Consider the following 16531-nt stretch of genomic DNA (forward strand, 5'->3'; position numbering starts at 1 on the left):
CACGGTAAACGTCGCGTTAAAACGCGATCAGAAGCGGAAGCCGTAGCTTGCGACGACCTGGTGACGGTCCGTGTCGACGTCGAACCGCTGGCTCGTGCCGCCGGTCGCATAGTCGATGTTGCCGCGCTCATAGTTCGAATAGCGATATTCGAGCTTGGCATAGCTGTTCGGGCCGACCGCATGCTCGGCACCCGCGCCGACGCGCCAGCCGTCGAGCTTGAAGTTGGTGTCGGTCGTCTGGCTGGTGCTGCCTGCGAGCACTTCGAGCTTCGAGTTGGTGTAGCCGCCCTTGACGTAGAGCATCGTCGCCGGTGCGACGACATAGCCGGCGCGCGCGCCGACATAGATGTCGCGGCCCTGCTTGACGCGGCCATAGCCGAAGTCGCTGGTATAGTCGTTGCGGTCGCTCTTGGCGGTCGAGCCGGTCAGTTCGGCCTCGGCGCCGAGCACGATGTTGCTCGAGGTCGCGATGTCGTAGCCGATGCCGCCGCCGTACAGCAGGCCGTCGATCTTCTGGTCGTCGCGCCCGTTGTTGTTCGACACGCTGCTGCCGGCGCCGGTGTGGTCATAGCCGAGCGTGCCCTCGATGCGGGGGCCGGTGAAGGTCGGGTTGGTCTGGGCGAGCGCGGGGGCTGCGACCGCGGTGGTGGCGAGCAGCGAGGCGGCGATAAGCTTACGCATTGGGATACTCCATTGTCTCTTCGTCATCCCCGAACGCGGGATGGACAGCCCCAATGGACCAGTCCGCCATGCGTTGCATGAACGCCAGATAAACACGGAAATCCGTTGCTTTTGCGCCACAGGGGGTTGAAATGCCGGCCATGATTCCAAGCCCTCGGCAAAGTGCAACGGACCCCGTTCCAACCGGCGAACCACCCGTCAGGCTGGGCCGGGATTTCGTCGCGCGGCACGGCGAAACCGTGTTCAACGCCGCGCACCGGTTGCAGGGCGATGCTGCGCACACGCCGCTGACGCGCGCGGGATTCGCGCAGGCGGACGAGCTTGGCCGTGCTCTGCGGGATCTGCTCGGGCCGAAGCCTGCGCTGACCCTGTGGGCGTCGCCGACCGGGCGTGCGTTGCAGACCTTGGCGGTGATCTGCGAGCATCTGGAACTCGATTGGCATGGCGCGCGGACCGATGCGCGGCTGGTCGAGATCGACATGGGCTCCTGGGGCGGGCGCTATTATGCGGACGTGGTCGATGAGGTCGGGCCGGTGATGCTGCCGGGCGGGCTGTTGAAGACCGCGCCCGACGGCGAGACCTATCCGCAGATCGCGGCGCGCGTCGGCGGCTGGCTGGCGGATACCGCGGACGATGCGGGCGACCGGCTGGTGATCATGCACGGGATTTCGAGCCGGGTGATGCTGGGTGTGATGACCGGCGCTGCGGTCGATCCTACACTTGGGGCACCGATCGCGCCGGGGTTGCCGCAGGGGTCGGTGACGCTGGTCGAGGCCGGGCGCGCGTCGGTTCCGCACCGCGGCACCGGCTTCGCCCCGGCGTGAGACTGGCGGCGCTGCTGATCCTCGCGATCGCCGTTCCGGCATCGGCGCGCGACACGATCGGCATCTACAAGGGTTGGGGCGCCTTTCGGGACTCGACGCCCGACCGCTGTTACGCGATCGCGCGGCCGGTGATGGCGGGGGGGCGGTCGAGCGGGTTCGCCAGCATCGCGACCTGGCCCAAGCGCGGGCTGCGCGCGTCGCTTCATATTCGCCTCAGCCGCGAGCGCGATCGATCGGCGGGCGTGACGCTGACGGTGGGCGAACGCCGATTCGCGCTGGTCGCGAGCGGGCTGGATGCGTGGGCGAGCGATGGCCCCAGCGACCGCGCGATCGTCGCGGCGTTGCGATCGGGGCGCAGCATGAGCGTCGAGGCGGTCGCCGTCGGCGGGCGGCCGTTTGCGGATGTGTATGCGCTGTCCGGGGCGGCGACAGCGATCGATGCGGCGGTGCTGGCGTGTAGCGGGGGGTAGGCTCCCCGTTCTACCACCCCGGCGAAGGCCGGGGCCCAATTGGGGGACGTGCGTGATGACGCTCCCCGTATCGTTACCACCACCTTTCCAATTGGGCCCCGGCCTTCGCCGGGGTGGTGCTGATGTCGGGGGGCGTTCTGCATTACATCGTCGCCCAACCCCCTTCTTCCGCACCCTGTAGAAAAATCGGGAAATTTCCGCTAAGCGCCGCCGCATGCAGACCGCCGCGAACCTCATGCCCATCCCCGGGCACATCGATCCCGTGCCCGTTCCCCGCAGCTTCGTGCCGCGCAGCGATGGGCGTATCGACCTGCTCGGGCTGTCGCTCGCCGATCTGCGGATGGCGCTGGAGACGTCGCAGCTCGAGGAAAAGCAGGCCAAGCTACGCGCGAAGCAGCTGTGGCACTGGATCTACAATCGCGGTGCGACCGAGTTCTCGGCGATGACCGACATCTCGAAGACGATGCACCCGTGGCTCGAGCAGCGCTTCGTGATCAGCCGGCCCAACGTGGTCGAGGCGCAGGTGTCGACCGACGGCACGCGCAAGTGGCTGCTGCGCAGCGACGACGCGCAGGATTACGAGATGGTGTTCATCCCCGACGCGGATCGCGGCACGTTGTGCGTGTCGAGCCAGGTCGGCTGCACGCTGAACTGCACCTTCTGCCACACCGGCACGATGCGGCTGGTGCGCAACCTGACGCCCGCCGAGATCGTCGGCCAGGTGATGCTCGCGCGCGATTCGCTGGGCGAATGGCCGAGCCAGCCCGAGGGGCGGATGCTCACCAACATCGTGATGATGGGGATGGGCGAGCCGCTCTATAATTTCGAGAATGTCCGCGATGCGCTGAAGCTGGTGATGGACGGTGCGGGGCTCGCGCTCAGCCGCCGCCGGATCACGCTGTCGACGAGCGGCGTCGTGCCGATGATGGCGCGCGCGGGCGCGGAGATCGGCGTGAATCTCGCGGTGTCGCTGCATGCGGTGACCAAGGAGGTGCGCGACGAGATCGTGCCGCTCAACCGGAAATACGGCATCGAGGAACTGCTGCAGGCGTGCGCCGATTATCCGGGCACCAACAATGCGCGGCGCATCACGTTCGAATACGTGATGCTGAAGGACAAGAACGATTCGGACGCCGATGCGCACGAACTCGTCCGCCTGCTGCGCAAATACGAGCTGCCCGCCAAGGTGAACCTGATCCCGTTCAACCCGTGGCCGGGTGCCGTCTATGAATGCTCGACGCCCGAGCGGATCAAGTCGTTTTCGAGCATCGTGTTCGGCGCGGGCATTTCGGCGCCGGTGCGCACCCCGCGCGGTCGCGATATCGATGCGGCGTGCGGGCAGCTGAAGACCGCGTCGGAGAAGAAGAGCCGCGCGCAGCTCGATCGCGAGGCCGCTGCCGAGTCCGACGCTTTTGCTTGAGTGGAGTGGGGTTGCGCTGGCGGCAGGGGCTGGGGTTCTCGGCGGGGCGATGAACGCGCTCGCCGGGGGCGGAAGCTTCGCGACGATGCCCGCGCTGATCGGGCTCGGCGTGCCGTCGACCTTCGCCAACGCGACCAGCAACGTCTCGCTCCAGCCGGGCGCGATGGCGAGCGCGTGGACGTATCGGCATGGGCTGGAGCCGGTGTCGGGCGTCGGGATGCGGACGATGGCGGGGATCACCTTCGTCGGCGGGCTCATCGGCAGCCTGTTGCTCGTCGCGACGTCGGCGCGCGCGTTCGACCTGATCGTGCCGTGGCTGCTGCTGTTTGCGACGCTGGCGATCGCGTTCGGCACGCAGGCATCGTTGTGGCTGCGGTCGCGGGTCGAGATCGGGCCCAAGTCGCTCGTCGCGGTGCAGGCGATGCTGGGGGTGTATGGCGGCTATTTCGGGGGTGGGGTCGGGCTGATGCTGACCGCGGCCTGGGGATTGCTGTCGGGGGCGACGCCCGCCCGACTCGCGGCACCGCGGACGCTGATGCTCGCGGTCGCCAACCTGGCGGCGACGATCATCTTCATCGCGACGGGCATGGTGTATTGGGCGCTGTGCGTGCCAATGCTGCTCGGCGGGATCGTCGGGGGGCATTTCGGTGCGAAGCTCGGGCTGGTGATGTCGGCCAGGGTCATTCGCGTGTGGACGCTGCTGGTGACGATCGCGACGACGATCGTGTTCTTCTGGCGCGCGTACGGCTGAGACGCTTGGCCCCTCTCGCTCGTCACCCCAGCGGAAGCTGGGGTCTCATGCGGTGAGGGGTGCGCTTCGTTACCGGGAGATCCCAGCTTTCGCTGGGATGACGGCGTTGGGGTTAGGCGCGGGCGCCAATGCGGCTCAGCCCGGTCGGCGCATCTTGAAGAGGGCGTCCTCGGTGATCGTGAAGTAATCCGCGGGCCCGCCGCCGCGCAGGATCGGGTTTGCCCGGGCGGTCTGGTAGACGCCGTCCTCGAGCATCGCGGGGTCGATGTGGATCGCGACCGCCTCGCCGAGCACGAGCCACTGGTCGAGTTCGCGGCCTTCCTTGGTTTCCAGGCGGATCAGCTGGGTGAGCTTGCACTCGAACTGCGCGCGCGACGCGGCGACGCGGGGCGGCTTCACCTTGTTGGAGGCGGCCATTTCGAGCTTGGCGAGCGCGAACTCGTCGACGTCGGCGGCGACGTTGGCGGCGGTCGTGTTCATCGCCTCGCCGAGATCGCGCGAGACGAGGTTCCAGACGAATTCGCCGGTCGCCTCGATATTGGCGACGCTGTCCTTCCAGCCCATCGACGAGAAGCCGATCAGCGGCGGGGCATAGTTGAACAGGTTGAAGAAACTATACGGCGCGAGGTTCGCGACGCCGTCTGCCGACATCGTGCTGACCCAGCCGATCGGCCGCGGCGCGACGATCGCGTTGAGGGGATCATGCGGCAGGCGATGGCCATTTGCGGGTTCGTAAGAATGCCATTCGGTCATGTACTTAATCCTGCTATATCGCCGTTCGACTGCCTATAGCGAAGGTCGAGCATGAACGATCCCACTGCCCCTATGATCATCAAGCGCCACCGGATGGCGACACGCGTCTGGCACTGGGTGACGGTGGTGACGATGTTCATCATGATCGGCAGCGGCATCGGCATCCTGAAGGCGCATCCGCGACTCTATTGGGGCGCGTATGGCGCGAACTTCGATAGCGCGTGGACGACGCTCGACCAGTGGCCGAGCTGGCTGGTGACGCTGCTCAACCTGCTGACGATCCCGGCGAGCTATAATCTGGCGATCTCGCGGCGCTGGCATTTGCTGTTCGCGCTGGTGCTCGCCTTCGCGCTGCTCGGGTTCATGATCGTGAGCCTGATCAACAGGCATTTCCAGCGCGACCTGCGCGTGCGTGCGGCCGAGCTGTCGCCGCGCGAAGTGGCGCATGACGTGAAGGAGCATCTCGCGTTCCGCTTTCACGATCCGAAGCGGCCAGGGGCGTACAATATCCTGCAGAAGCTGTCCTATGTCGTGACGATCTTCGTGCTGATCCCGGTGATGATCCTGACCGGGCTGACGATGTCGCCGGGCATGGACGCGGCGTGGCCGTGGCTGCTGGACGTGTTCGGCGGGCGGCAGTCGGCGCGCTCGATCCACTTCATCGCCGCGACGGGCCTCGTGCTGTTCATCATCGTCCATCTGGCGCTGGTGATCCTGGCAGGCGCCTGGAACGAGCTGCGGTCGATGATCACGGGGCGCTGGCAAGTTCCGGGGCACGTGCCCCCCCACGCACCGGAGGACGCCGCATGAGCTCGATCATAACCCGCCGTGCGCTCGTGACGGGGGCCGCGGTCGGCGCAGGCGTGTTACTGACCGGGTGCGACAAGATCGCCGCGAACCCCGAGGCGCGGAAAATCCTGTTCATGGGCGAGGACATGAACCGCGGGCTGCAACGCGCGCTGACCAACCGCAATGCGCTGGTGCCCGAGTTCAGCCCCGCGCAGATGTCGCCGATCTTCCGGTCGAACGGCACGCGCGATCCGGGGACGCCGGACTATACCGCGATGGTCGCGAACAATTTCGCGGACTATCGGCTGCAGGTCGGCGGGCTGGTCGATCGACCGCTGTCAGTCACGCTGCCGCAGCTGCGCCAGATGCCGTCGCGCGCGCAAATCACGCGGCACGACTGCGTCGAGGGCTGGTCGGCGATCGGCAAATGGCAGGGTCCCAAGCTCGGCGCGCTGTTGAAGGCCGCGCAGATCCGCGACTCGGCGCGCTACGTCGTGTTCACCTGCGCCGACCTGTACGGCGGCACGCCCTATTACGAGTCGGTCGATCTGGTCGACGCGTTCCATCCGCAAACGATCCTGGCCTGGGCGCTCAACGACCAGGTGCTCGACGTCGCGCACGGTGCGCCCGTCCGGCTGCGGGTCGAGCGGCAGCTCGGCTACAAGCACGCCAAATATGTGATGCGGATCGACGCGGTCGACAGCCTAGCGGGGATCGGCAAGGGCAAGGGTGGCTATTGGGAAGATAACGTCGATTATGATTGGTATGCGGGGATCTGACCCCCTGCGGGGGGTGGCGCACTTCCGTACCAGTCGTTAGCTAACGCGGCATGGCTCTTTTCGATCGTTTCCTGGCCCGGCAGGTTAAAACCGGCGAACTCACCCTGATCCATGCCGACGGCACCACCAAGCAGTTCGGCAAGCCCGACCCGGCCTATAATCCGGTCACGATCCGCCTGACCAAGCCGGGTGTCGCCGGCGCGATCATCCGTCACCCCGCGCTCGGCGCGGCGGAGGCGTTCATGGACGGGCGGCTCGTGATCGAGCGCGGCGACATTCGCGACCTGGTCAACCTGCTCAAGGGCAACAGCCCGTGGGAGCGCGGCGGCGGGCTCAATCCGTCGCTGCCGATCAAACTGCTCGACAAGGTCGTCCACCGCGTCGACCGGGTGAACATGGCGCGCCGGTCGAAGAAGAACGTCGCGCATCACTACGACCTGTCGGACCGGCTGTACGACCTGTTCCTCGACGCGGACCGGCAATATTCGTGCGCGTACTTCACCGACGCGGGCAACAGCCTGGAGCAGGCGCAGAACGACAAGAAGGCGCATATCGCCGCCAAGCTGGCGATTCAGCCGGGCATGCGCGTACTCGACATCGGCTGCGGCTGGGGCGGGATGGCGCTGTACCTGCACGCGAAGACCGGTGCCGAGGTGCTGGGCGTCACCCTGAGCGAGGAGCAGCTGAAGGTCGCACGGCGGCGGGCCGAGGAATCGGGCGTCGCCGACAAGGTGACGTTCGAGCTGATCGACTATCGCGCGCTGACGGGGACGTTCGACCGGATCGTCTCGGTGGGCATGTTCGAGCATGTCGGCCCGCCGCAGTACAAGACGTTCTTCCGCAAGTGCCGCGACCTGCTGACCGAGGACGGCGTGATGCTGCTCCACACGATCGGCCGGATGGGTGGCCCTGGCGTCACCGACACGTTCACGACGAAGTATATCTTCCCGGGCGGCTACAACCCTGCGCTGTCGGAGATCGTGCGCGGCTATGAGGGGCTGCGGATGTTCCCGACCGATATCGAGGTGCTGCGCGTGCATTACGCGCTGACGATCGACCTCTGGTACGACCGGACGGTGGCGGCGAAGGATGCGATCGTCGCACTGTACGACGAGCGATTCTACCGGATGTGGACCTTCTATCTGGCGGGCGCGGCGGCGGCGTTCCGCACCGGGGGGATGGTCAATTACCAGATCCAGCTGTCGAAGAGCCGGATGACGCTGCCGCTGACGCGCGATTACATGATCGAGGGCGAGCGGGCGTTGCGCGAGGGGTGATGCCCCCCGCGTCATGCCCGCGGAGGCGGGCACCCAGACTGGCAGACCTTGGCGATGGAGCCGCGATGATCAGCCAGTCTGGATCCCCGCCTGCGCGGGGATGACGGTAGAGGGGCGGGACTCAGCGCGGGCCCTGCACTTCGGCCTTCGCCGCGGCGCGCTCGTCGCCGCCGATCTTGCCGTCCTTGTTGGCGTCGTATTTGGCGAAGGTCGCGGCCAGCAGCGCCTGGGCTTCGGCCTGCGTGACCTTGCCGTCCTTGTTCTTGTCGGCGCTGGTGAACCACAGGTCCGCCAGGCGCTTGGCGTGGACCGGATCGGGACGGCCCTGCCCGCCGACCTTCATGTTGCCGATCCGCGCCTGGACCTCGGCGCGGGTCAGGACGCCGTCCTTGTTGGTATCCGACGCGGCGAATTCGGCCTTGAACTTGGCCGAGGCGGACGCGCGGGTTTCCTGCGCGAGCACCGGGCCTGCAAGCCCTGCGAGAACGAGAACGGTAAGCGTTTGGCGTAGCACGGTGCGGTAACCTCCAGAGATTTGCGGCGCGGATAGACCGGTTTGGTTGTACGCGCCATGAATGCAGGAGGCGCGGGGCGGTTGCATGGCGGCGCCCCAGCGCATAGGGGCGCGGGCATTGGATATTGCCTGAAGGACCCTGCCCGTGACCGATCCGATCAACCCCGCCGGCAGCGCCGGAATCAATCGCGTCGTGCTCGCCTATTCCGGTGGCCTGGACACGAGCGTGATCCTGAAATGGCTCCAGCAGACCTATAACTGCGAAGTCGTCACCTTCACCGCGGATTTGGGCCAGGGCGAAGAGCTCGAGCCCGCGCGCGCCAAGGCCGAGATGATGGGCGTGAAGCCCGAGCACATCTTCGTCGACGACCTGCGCGAAGAATTCGCGCGCGACTATGTCTTCCCGATGATGCGTTCGAACGCGCTGTACGAGGGGCTGTATTTGCTCGGCACGTCGATCGCGCGGCCGCTGATCGCCAAGCGCCAGATCGAGATCGCCAAGATGGTCGGCGCCGACGCGGTGAGCCATGGCGCGACCGGCAAGGGCAACGACCAGGTCCGCTTCGAGCTCGGCTATTACGCGCTGTCGCCCGACATCAAGGTGATCGCACCGTGGCGCGAATGGGACCTGACCAGCCGCACCAAGCTGATCGAGTTCGCCGAGCAGCACCAGATCCCGGTTTCGAAGGACAAGCGCGGCGAGTCGCCCTTCTCGACCGACGCGAACATGCTGCACACCTCGTCGGAGGGTAAGGTTCTCGAGGATCCGTGGGACGAGGTTCCCGACTATGTCTATTCGCGCACGGTGAACCCCGAGGACGCGCCCGACGTGCCCGAATATATCACGATCGATTTCGAGCGCGGTGACGGCGTGGCGATCAACGGCGAGGGGATGAGCCCGGCGACGTTGCTCGAGACGCTCAACGGCTATGGCCGCCGTCACGGGATCGGCCGTCTCGACCTGGTCGAGAACCGCTTCGTCGGCATGAAGAGCCGCGGCATGTACGAGACGCCGGGCGGCACGATCTATCAGCTCGCGCATCGCGGCATCGAGCAGCTGACGCTCGACCGGGGCGCCGCGCATCTGAAGGACGAGCTGGCGCCGCGCTATGCCGAGCTGCTGTACAACGGCTTCTGGTTCTCGCCCGAGCGCGAGATGCTCCAGGCGGCAATCGATCACAGCCAGGAGAAGGTGTCCGGCACGGTTCGTCTGAAGCTGTACAAGGGCGGGGTGTACGTGGTCGGGCGGAAATCGCCCAACTCGCTGTATTCGGAGAAGGTCGTGACGTTCGAGGACGACCAGGGCGCGTACGACCAGCGCGACGCGGCGGGCTTCATCAAGCTGAACGCGCTGCGGCTGCGGTTGCTGGGGCGCCGCGACCGGTAATCGGATCCGTACAAGCGACCGGTCTTCGAGGCCGGTCGCATAATGGATTAACCATAGCGCGCTAGGACGGGACGGTGGAACGCACCAGCCCTGATCCGCCCCGAATCATCCAGGGGGACCTCGTCGTCGCGATCGCGTTGGCGGTCGTGCTGGGACTGATCTGGGCGGCGCGGAACTGGGCCGGGCTGGCGGCGCTGCGGCTGCCCGATACCGACGATGTCATGCGCCTCCAGCAGGTTCGCGACTGGCTGGGCGGACAGGCGTGGAGCGACCTGGTCCAGCATCGGCTCGGCATGGGGACGCCGATGCACTGGACCCGGGTCGCCGATCTCGGCCCCGCCGCCATGCTGACGCTGGCGTCGCCGCTGCTGGGAATCCACGATGCCGAGCGGCTGATGGTCGTCACCTGGCCGATCATGCTGTTCGCCGCCGCGCTGGCGCTGGTCGGGCGGATCGCGCGGGCGCTGGAGCCCGAGGCGTCGCGGACGGCGATGGTGATCGCCGCAATCGCCTATCCCGCCACGACCATATTCGCGCCCGGTCGGATCGATCATCACGGGCTGCAGCTCGTCCTGTTGCTCGCCGCGACTCGCGTCGGGATCGCCATGCCGACGCTCCGCAACGGCGCGATCCTCGGCGGGTTGGCGGCCGTCAGCCTGATGGTCGGGCTGGAAACCACCCCGTTCTTTATCGTCCTGGGTGGTGCCACGATCCTGGCCTGGGTGCTGCAGCCGAGCATCGCCGGGGCCCGCATGGTCGGGGTTGGCGTGGGGGCGCTGACCGGGCTGGCGGTCGGCATACCGCTATTTGCCAGCGCGCAGTGGCGCTATCCTGCCTGCGACGGCTTTACCGCGCAGGCGGCCACCGGGCTGGCGATCCTTGCGCTGGTGCCGCTGGCACTTGGCGTGGCGGCCCCCCGGCTGACGACGATCCGGGCGCGATCGATCGCGACCGCGATGCTGTCGCTCGCGGCGTTCGTGATCGTGCGCGCGCAGTCGCCCGCCTGCCTGTCGCCGTACGGACAGGTGCCGATGCCGTTGCGCCGACTATGGCTCGATCATGTCGGCGAGGCGCAATCGGCGTTCAGCGCCGCGCCTGTCGTCGTTGTCGGCTATCTCGGCGTGATGCTGGCGGGGCTGGCCGCATCGATATGGGTGGCAAGACGGTATCCCGGCCGCATCGCGGGGCTGTTGCTGGCGCTTCAGGTCACCGCGCTGTTGATCACGCTGGTGCAGCCGCGCGGCGCCTATAGCGGGGCGATGCTGGGTGCTCCTGCGCTGGCGGTGATGATCGGCGCGGCACGGCGGCGCGGCACGGGATGGGTCGTGGCGGCGTGGACCGTCTCGGCGGGGATGCTCTATCCGCTTGTCGGGGCGGCCTGTGCCTCGGCGTTCGGGCACGCAGAGGCGCCGTCGTCGGTCGCGGACGACGCGGCGTGCGCAACGCCGGCGATGATGGCGTCGCTCGCGCGGCTGTCGCCCGGCGTCGTGATGGCCCCGATCGACACCGGCGCCTGGGGCATCGCCGCGACACCACACCGCTTCGTCGCGGGCCCCTATCACCGCAATATCGAGGGCAATCTCGCAATGTATCGATTCTTTCTCGGCGACAGGGGCCAGGCGCAGCGGATCGCGCGCCGCTGGGGCGTGCGGTACGTGCTGTATTGCGACGGGACCATGGGCGGCGTCCGGCCAAGGCCCGCCAGCCTCGCGCAGGCCCTGACGGAGGGGCGCGCTCCCGGATGGCTCCGACCACTCGACGCGCGCCGCCAGCCGATCCTGTTCGAGGTTGCGCGATGATCCCGCCGATGGCTGAGACGCCGATGACCGAAGCCGCGCGCGCCTGGTGGACGACGCGCTGGTTCGCCGCGATCGCGGTACTGGCCGCGTTCATCCCGCTCCTGTGGCCCGACGTCGCGCCGCTGACGGATCTTCCCGGCCATATCGGCCGCTACCGGATCCTCGCCGAGGCGGGCATCGGGCCGCTTGCGCAGCATTATGCGGTCCGCTGGGCGGTGATCGGCAATCTGGGCGTCGATCTCATCGTGCTCGCGCTGCACCCGATCCTCGACGTCGAACCCGCGACACGGCTGGTGGTGATGGCGATCCCGCCGCTCACGGTCGCGGCGATGCTGTGGGTGGGCTATGAGGCGCATGGGCGCATCCCGGTGGCGGCGGGGTTCGCGCTGCCGCTCGCCTTCGCCTATCCGTTCCAGCTGGGCTTCGTGAACTTCTGCCTCTCCGCGGCGATGGCGCTCGCCGGGCTGGCGCTGTGGATCCGGCTCGCGCGGACGCGGCCGACCTGGGTCCGTCTCGCGGTGCTGGTGCCGTATGCCGGGCTGACGTGGCTTTGCCATACCTTCGGCTGGGCGATGCTCGGCCTGTTCGTGATCGGTGCGGAATGGTCGCAGCGGATGGAGCGCGGCGAACCGTGGCACGTTGCAGCGATCCGCGCCGGGGCGATGGCGCTGCCGATGGCGTGGCCGGTCGCGATCGTGATCGCGGGCGGCGGCGATCGGCTGGCGGGCGCCACCGGCGACTGGTTCAACTGGTCCACCAAGGCGGTATGGATCGCATCGATGCTGCACGAGCGCTGGAAGGCGTATGACATTGCCGGCGTGACGCTGATCGCCTGCCTGTCCTGGGCGGCGATCCGGTCGCCGCGGCTCGCCGTCGTCGGCGTGCTGCGCCTGCCAGCGCTGTTCGGGCTGATCGCGTTTCTGGTGCTGCCGCTGACGCTGCAGGGCGGCGCGGGCGTCGACATGCGCGTGCTGCCCTTTGCCACCGCGTTGTGGCTGCTGGCGATCCACACCCGGCCCGGCCATGACGGGCTGGCGCGGAGGATCGCTGCGCTCGGCACGGCCTTCTTCGTGATGCGACTCGCGACGACGACGATCGCGTTTGCGGTGCTGAGCCAGGGCCAGGCGGACGCGGCCAAGGCGACGGTCGCGCTGCCGCGCGGCGCCGCGGTGCTCGTCCTGGTCAACGAGCCAAGCTTCCAGACATGGGCGGGCCCGCGGCTCTCGCATATCGCCGGCCTCGCGATCGCGCGGAAGCGGGTGTTCGACAACGAACAATGGGTCCTGCCGGGGCAGCAGTTGATCCACCCGCTTCACCCGAGCGCGATGCCGTTCGACCGCGATCCCACGCAGATCGTCCTTCCCCCCGAAGATCACCGTGTGACGATCGATTTCGACACGGCGATCGCGCGGTTCGATCGCTGCACCTTCTCGCGCGTGTGGACGATCGACTTCCCGGTCGGCCGCGCCCGCGCCGCGGACCTGATCCCGATCTGGTCCGACGGACGATCGGCGGTCTATTCCGTCGCATCGCGGCGCCCTGGGTGCTTGTCGAGTGCCCCCTTACGGCGCTAGGCGTCGATCAATGACGCGGGGGCAAGACACAGCATTACACTGGTGGCAGACGCGCGGCTTCGTCGTCGCGGTTGCGATCGCGTCGATGATACCGTTGTTGTGGCCGGAGATCCCGCCGCTGGTCGATCTGCCGGGGCATATGGGGCGCTACCGCGTCCAGCTGGCGATCGGCGAGAATCCCTGGCTTTCCCAGTGGTATAACTTCCAGTGGCAGATGATCGGCAATCTCGGCATCGACCTGCTGATCGTGCCGCTCGCGCCGCTCGTCGGGTTGCAGCTGGCGGTCAAGCTGATCGTGATCGCGATTCCGGCGCTGACCGTGACCGGGCTGCTCTGGATCGCGCGCGAGGTGCATGGGCGAATCCCGGCGACCGCGCTGTTCGCCCTCCCCCTCGCCTATAGCTATCCGTTCCAGTTCGGATTCGTGAATTTCGCGCTATCGATGGCGATCGCGCTCAATCTTTTCGCGCTGTGGCTGCGGATGGGGCGGCTCAGGCGGACGCGGCTGCGCGCGTTCCTCTTCGTGCCGATCTCGTGCCTGTTGTGGATCTGCCATACGTTCGGCTGGGGCGTGCTGGGCGTGCTCGCCTTCTCCGCCGAGCTGATCCGCCAGCACGACATCCGTCGAGACAGCGACCCCAAGAGCTGGGCGCATGGCTGGTTCCGCGCGTTCGTCCAGGCGGGGGTCAACTGCCTGCCGCTCGCGCTGCCGATGGTGATGATGGTGGTGTGGCGATCGGGCGACCATGTCGGCGGCAAGACGCAGGACTGGTTCAACTGGCGCTGGAAGATGAACTGGATCACGATGGTCCTGCGCGATCGCTGGATGGCGTTCGACATCGCGTCGGTCACCGTGCTGTTCGTGATCCTGTTCCGCGGCGTGCGCGACCAGACGATCGAATATTCGCGCAACCTGGGGCTGTCGGCGCTGTTCCTGGCGGCGGTGTACGTGCTGCTGCCGCGGATCGTGTTCGGATCGGCCTATGCCGATATGCGGCTCGCACCGTTCGTGCTGGCGATCGCGGTGATCGCGCTGCGGCCGCGGCACGGCGTGTCGCTGCGCGGGGCGGCGGTGCTGGCGGTGCTCGGCTTCGCGTTCTTCGGGGTGCGGCTGGCGGGGACGACGGTCAGCTACCTGATCTACGACCGGAGCTACGACCAGGCGATCGCGGCGATCGATACCGTCCCCGAGCGCTCCCGCGTCGTGTCGTTCGTCGGGCGCCGGTGTCGCGACGATTGGGCCTATTCACGGCTCGAGCATGTCCCGGCGCTGCTGCTCGAGCGGCGGCTGGCGTTTACCAACGATCAATGGTCGATGGCGGGCGCGCAGCTGATGACGACGCAATATCCCGCGGCGCGCGGCTTTGCGCATGATCCGTCAGAAATCGTCAGCGACATCCGGTGTCGCGGCCAATTCTGGCGGCCGGTCGCGATGGCGCTGGAGAAATTCCCGCGCGATGCGTTCGATTATGTCTGGCTGATCCACCCGCCGAAGTTCGATCCGGCACTGGTCCGCGACCTCACCCTGATCCGCCGCGATGGGACGAGCCTGTTGTACCGCGTCAACCGACCTGCTGTTCGCCCCGCCGGAACGGAGTAAGCTCGCCGAGATACTCCTGCTGCTCGGCGACCGCCTCGCGCTCGCGGACGAGATAGTCGGCGATCGCGCGGCGGAAGCTCGGGTCGGGGATATAGTGCGCGGAATAGGTCGCGACGGGTGCGTAACCGCGCGCGAGCTTGTGTTCGCCCTGCGCGCCCGCCTCGACGGTCTGCAAGCCCCGCGCGATGGCGGCATCGATCGCCTGGTAATAGCAGAGTTCGAAATGGAGGAACGGCACCTCCTCGGTCGCGCCCCAATAGCGGCCGTAGAGCGTGTCCGCGCCGATCAGGTTGAGTGCGCCCGCAATGGGGACGCCGTCGCGCTCGGCGAGGATGAGGAGTACCTGGTCGCCCATCGTCTGGCCGATCCGGTCGAAGAAGCTGCGCGTGAGGTAGGGCTGGCCCCATTTGCGGCTGCCGGTGTCCTGATAGAAGACCCAGAATGCGTCCCAGTGCGCGGGCGTGATCTCCGCGCCGACGAGGTGGCGGATCGTCAGGCCTTCGACGGCGGCGGTGCGCTCCTTGCGGATCGCCTTGCGCTTGCGGCTGGCGAGGACGGCGAGGAAATCGTCGAAGCCGGCATAGCCGTCGTTCTTCCAGTGGAACTGGGTACCCTGGCGGATCAGCCAGCCTGCCGACTCGAACAGTTCCACCTCGTCGGGGGCGATGAAGGTGGCGTGCGCCGAGGACAGCCCACTCTGGTCGGTGACGGCTTCGAGCGCGGCGATCAGCGCGGGGGCCTGTTCGGGATCGCGGAGAAGGAGGCGTGGGCCGGGGACCGGGCTGAACGGCGCGGCGATCTGAAGCTTGGGGTAATATTGGCCCCCTGCCCGCTCCCACGCGTCGGCCCAGCCCTGGTCGAAGACATATTCGCCCTGGCTGTGGCTCTTGGCGTAGGCGGGTGCGATGCCTGCGGGCTTGCCGTCGGGGCCGTCGACCACCACCGGCAGCGCCTGCCAGCCCGAGCGGCCACCGACGCTCTTCGATGCTTCGAGTGCGGCGAGGAACGCGTGGCCGATAAACGGGTTGGCGGTGCCGGAGCAGGCCTCCCAGTCCTCGGCCGCGATCGATGTGACGCCTTGGGCGATGCGGGCTGTGACGGCGTTCATTGCCGCCTAGGTAGAGACGCGGGGGCGCGCCTCCAAGAGGGCCGTGGGCGGAGACGCGCGGACGCGCCTCCGGGAAGGTCAGGCGGAAACCTGGACGATCGCGTCGATCTCGACCGCGGCGCCGAGCGGGAGGACGGGAACGCCGACCGCCGAGCGTGCGTGCTTGCCGGCGTCGCCGAACAGCGCGACCATCAGGTCCGAGGCGCCGTTGGCGACTTTGGGCTGGTCGGTGAAGTCGCCGGTCGAGTTGACGAACACGCCGAGCTTCACGATCCGCTCGACGCGCGCCAGCGTACCGAGCGCCGCCTTCATCTGCGCGACGAGCATCAGCGCGCAGAGCTTTGCCGCGTCCTGCGCGTCGTCAAGCGAGACGCCGTCTCCGACTCGGCCGGTGACGAGCTGGCCGTCCTTGAACGGCAACTGGCCCGAGATGTGGAGCATGCCGTTCGCCAGCACGGTCGGGACGTAGGACGCCACGGGTGCGGCAGCCTGCGGGAGGGTGAGGCCCAGCTCTTCGAGCTTGCGGTCGATACGATCGGTCATGGGGGTGGTATCACCACAGCGGTGGGGGATGGGTCAAGTGGGCGGCGCCCCCCGTACATCTACACGAGCCCCCACCCTGCTTGCGTCATCCCCGCGCAGGCGGGGATCCAGACTGGCTGTCGCGCATGATCGAAGCGGTAACGCGTCTGGGTCCCCGCCTCCGCGGGGATGACGGGTGCACTGTTACGCCCCATCCTGTTCTCCCGCGAAGGCGGGAGTCCAGGGTTACGGGCGATAGCGGTCTTGGCTCCTGGGCCCCCGC

At 67.6% G+C, this 16531-nt stretch carries 16 protein-coding genes; 11 read left to right on the forward strand and 5 right to left on the reverse strand.

Going from position 1 to position 16531, the window contains the following annotated elements; translation table 11 throughout:
• Positions 1 to 27: 27 nt before the first annotated feature.
• Positions 28 to 681, reverse strand: a complete 654-nt coding sequence (locus tag C8J26_RS00100; RefSeq protein WP_107956260.1) for an outer membrane protein — start codon at positions 679 to 681, stop codon at positions 28 to 30.
• Positions 682 to 821: 140 nt separating this feature from the next.
• Between C8J26_RS00100 and C8J26_RS00105 the strand changes: the two genes are divergently transcribed.
• From C8J26_RS00105 to C8J26_RS00120, 4 genes are all read left to right on the forward strand, one after another.
• A complete protein-coding gene (locus C8J26_RS00105; protein WP_107956978.1) occupies positions 822 to 1505 on the forward strand; it encodes a histidine phosphatase family protein in 684 nt (227 codons plus the stop codon).
• Positions 1502 to 1975, forward strand: a complete 474-nt coding sequence (locus tag C8J26_RS00110; protein WP_107956261.1) for an invasion associated locus B family protein — start codon at positions 1502 to 1504, stop codon at positions 1973 to 1975. The genes C8J26_RS00105 and C8J26_RS00110 overlap by 4 nt, the downstream gene beginning before the upstream one ends.
• Positions 1976 to 2189: 214 nt before the next feature.
• The gene (gene rlmN, locus C8J26_RS00115) at positions 2190 to 3395 is read left to right on the forward strand and encodes a dual-specificity RNA methyltransferase RlmN (RefSeq protein ID WP_056017962.1); all 1206 of its coding nucleotides are present in this window, start codon (positions 2190 to 2192) and stop codon (positions 3393 to 3395) included.
• On the forward strand, positions 3388 to 4146 hold the full coding sequence (locus tag C8J26_RS00120; RefSeq protein ID WP_107956262.1) for a sulfite exporter TauE/SafE family protein: 759 nt from the start codon (positions 3388 to 3390) through the stop codon (positions 4144 to 4146). The genes rlmN and C8J26_RS00120 overlap by 8 nt, the downstream gene beginning before the upstream one ends.
• A gap of 135 nt (positions 4147 to 4281) precedes the next feature.
• On the opposite strand, the gene C8J26_RS00125 is transcribed toward C8J26_RS00120, so the two are convergent.
• Positions 4282 to 4899 (reverse strand): flavin reductase family protein, encoded by a 618-nt coding sequence (locus C8J26_RS00125; RefSeq protein ID WP_107956263.1) that lies wholly within the window; start codon positions 4897 to 4899, stop codon positions 4282 to 4284.
• A gap of 51 nt (positions 4900 to 4950) precedes the next feature.
• Between C8J26_RS00125 and C8J26_RS00130 the strand changes: the two genes are divergently transcribed.
• Genes C8J26_RS00130 through C8J26_RS00140 form a run of 3 tightly spaced genes read left to right on the forward strand, consistent with a single transcriptional unit; the run spans position 4951 to position 7744 of the window.
• Positions 4951 to 5709: a cytochrome b/b6 domain-containing protein gene (locus tag C8J26_RS00130; protein ID WP_244185091.1), complete on the forward strand. Its 759-nt coding sequence runs from the start codon at positions 4951 to 4953 to the stop codon at positions 5707 to 5709.
• Positions 5706 to 6467 (forward strand): molybdopterin-dependent oxidoreductase, encoded by a 762-nt coding sequence (locus C8J26_RS00135; protein WP_107956264.1) that lies wholly within the window; start codon positions 5706 to 5708, stop codon positions 6465 to 6467. Before C8J26_RS00130 ends, C8J26_RS00135 begins: the two co-directional genes overlap by 4 nt.
• Before the next feature lie 50 nt (positions 6468 to 6517).
• Positions 6518 to 7744: an SAM-dependent methyltransferase gene (locus tag C8J26_RS00140; RefSeq protein ID WP_107956265.1), complete on the forward strand. Its 1227-nt coding sequence runs from the start codon at positions 6518 to 6520 to the stop codon at positions 7742 to 7744.
• Positions 7745 to 7865: 121 nt separating this feature from the next.
• On the opposite strand, the gene C8J26_RS00145 is transcribed toward C8J26_RS00140, so the two are convergent.
• Positions 7866 to 8258, reverse strand: a complete 393-nt coding sequence (locus C8J26_RS00145) for an EF-hand domain-containing protein (RefSeq protein ID WP_156359743.1) — start codon at positions 8256 to 8258, stop codon at positions 7866 to 7868.
• 145 nt (positions 8259 to 8403) lie between these two features.
• Between C8J26_RS00145 and C8J26_RS00150 the strand changes: the two genes are divergently transcribed.
• The 4 genes from C8J26_RS00150 (at position 8404) to C8J26_RS00165 (ending at position 14618) form a co-directional block, all read left to right on the forward strand.
• On the forward strand, positions 8404 to 9645 hold the full coding sequence (locus C8J26_RS00150) for an argininosuccinate synthase (protein ID WP_244185092.1): 1242 nt from the start codon (positions 8404 to 8406) through the stop codon (positions 9643 to 9645).
• Between the two features lie 74 nt (positions 9646 to 9719).
• Positions 9720 to 11444, forward strand: a complete 1725-nt coding sequence (locus C8J26_RS00155; RefSeq protein ID WP_107956267.1) for a hypothetical protein — start codon at positions 9720 to 9722, stop codon at positions 11442 to 11444.
• A gap of 8 nt (positions 11445 to 11452) precedes the next feature.
• Positions 11453 to 13018 (forward strand): hypothetical protein, encoded by a 1566-nt coding sequence (locus tag C8J26_RS00160; protein ID WP_146168752.1) that lies wholly within the window; start codon positions 11453 to 11455, stop codon positions 13016 to 13018.
• Positions 13019 to 13028: 10 nt separating this feature from the next.
• Positions 13029 to 14618, forward strand: coding sequence for a hypothetical protein (locus tag C8J26_RS00165; protein ID WP_107956269.1), 1590 nt, complete (start codon positions 13029 to 13031; stop codon positions 14616 to 14618).
• On the opposite strand, the gene C8J26_RS00170 is transcribed toward C8J26_RS00165, so the two are convergent.
• Positions 14581 to 15726, reverse strand: coding sequence for a GNAT family N-acetyltransferase (locus C8J26_RS00170; protein WP_107956270.1), 1146 nt, complete (start codon positions 15724 to 15726; stop codon positions 14581 to 14583). The two genes, C8J26_RS00165 and C8J26_RS00170, sit on opposite strands and share 38 nt — an antisense overlap.
• Before the next feature lie 78 nt (positions 15727 to 15804).
• Positions 15805 to 16269: a RidA family protein gene (locus C8J26_RS00175; protein ID WP_055881847.1), complete on the reverse strand. Its 465-nt coding sequence runs from the start codon at positions 16267 to 16269 to the stop codon at positions 15805 to 15807.
• Between the last annotated feature and the right edge of the window lie 262 nt (positions 16270 to 16531).

Origin of the sequence: Sphingomonas aurantiaca, from assembly GCF_003050705.1 — a bacterium.
Classification (GTDB): Bacteria; Pseudomonadota; Alphaproteobacteria; order Sphingomonadales; family Sphingomonadaceae; genus Sphingomonas; species Sphingomonas aurantiaca.

Excerpts from the sequence above, each read along its gene's own strand:
- C8J26_RS00165 (WP_107956269.1), top strand. The coding sequence starts at position 13,029 with ATGACGCGGGGGCAAGACACAGCATTACACTGGTGGCAGACGCGCGGC.
- C8J26_RS00175 (WP_055881847.1), bottom strand. The coding sequence starts at position 16,269 with ATGACCGATCGTATCGACCGCAAGCTCGAAGAGCTGGGCCTCACCCTC.
- C8J26_RS00130 (WP_244185091.1), top strand. The coding sequence starts at position 4,951 with ATGAACGATCCCACTGCCCCTATGATCATCAAGCGCCACCGGATGGCG.
- C8J26_RS00170 (WP_107956270.1), bottom strand. The coding sequence starts at position 15,726 with ATGAACGCCGTCACAGCCCGCATCGCCCAAGGCGTCACATCGATCGCG.
- C8J26_RS00140 (WP_107956265.1), top strand. The coding sequence starts at position 6,518 with ATGGCTCTTTTCGATCGTTTCCTGGCCCGGCAGGTTAAAACCGGCGAA.
- rlmN (WP_056017962.1), top strand. The coding sequence starts at position 2,190 with ATGCAGACCGCCGCGAACCTCATGCCCATCCCCGGGCACATCGATCCC.
- C8J26_RS00105 (WP_107956978.1), top strand. The coding sequence starts at position 822 with ATGATTCCAAGCCCTCGGCAAAGTGCAACGGACCCCGTTCCAACCGGC.
- C8J26_RS00100 (WP_107956260.1), bottom strand. The coding sequence starts at position 681 with ATGCGTAAGCTTATCGCCGCCTCGCTGCTCGCCACCACCGCGGTCGCA.
- C8J26_RS00135 (WP_107956264.1), top strand. The coding sequence starts at position 5,706 with ATGAGCTCGATCATAACCCGCCGTGCGCTCGTGACGGGGGCCGCGGTC.
- C8J26_RS00160 (WP_146168752.1), top strand. The coding sequence starts at position 11,453 with ATGGCTGAGACGCCGATGACCGAAGCCGCGCGCGCCTGGTGGACGACG.
- C8J26_RS00125 (WP_107956263.1), bottom strand. The coding sequence starts at position 4,899 with ATGACCGAATGGCATTCTTACGAACCCGCAAATGGCCATCGCCTGCCG.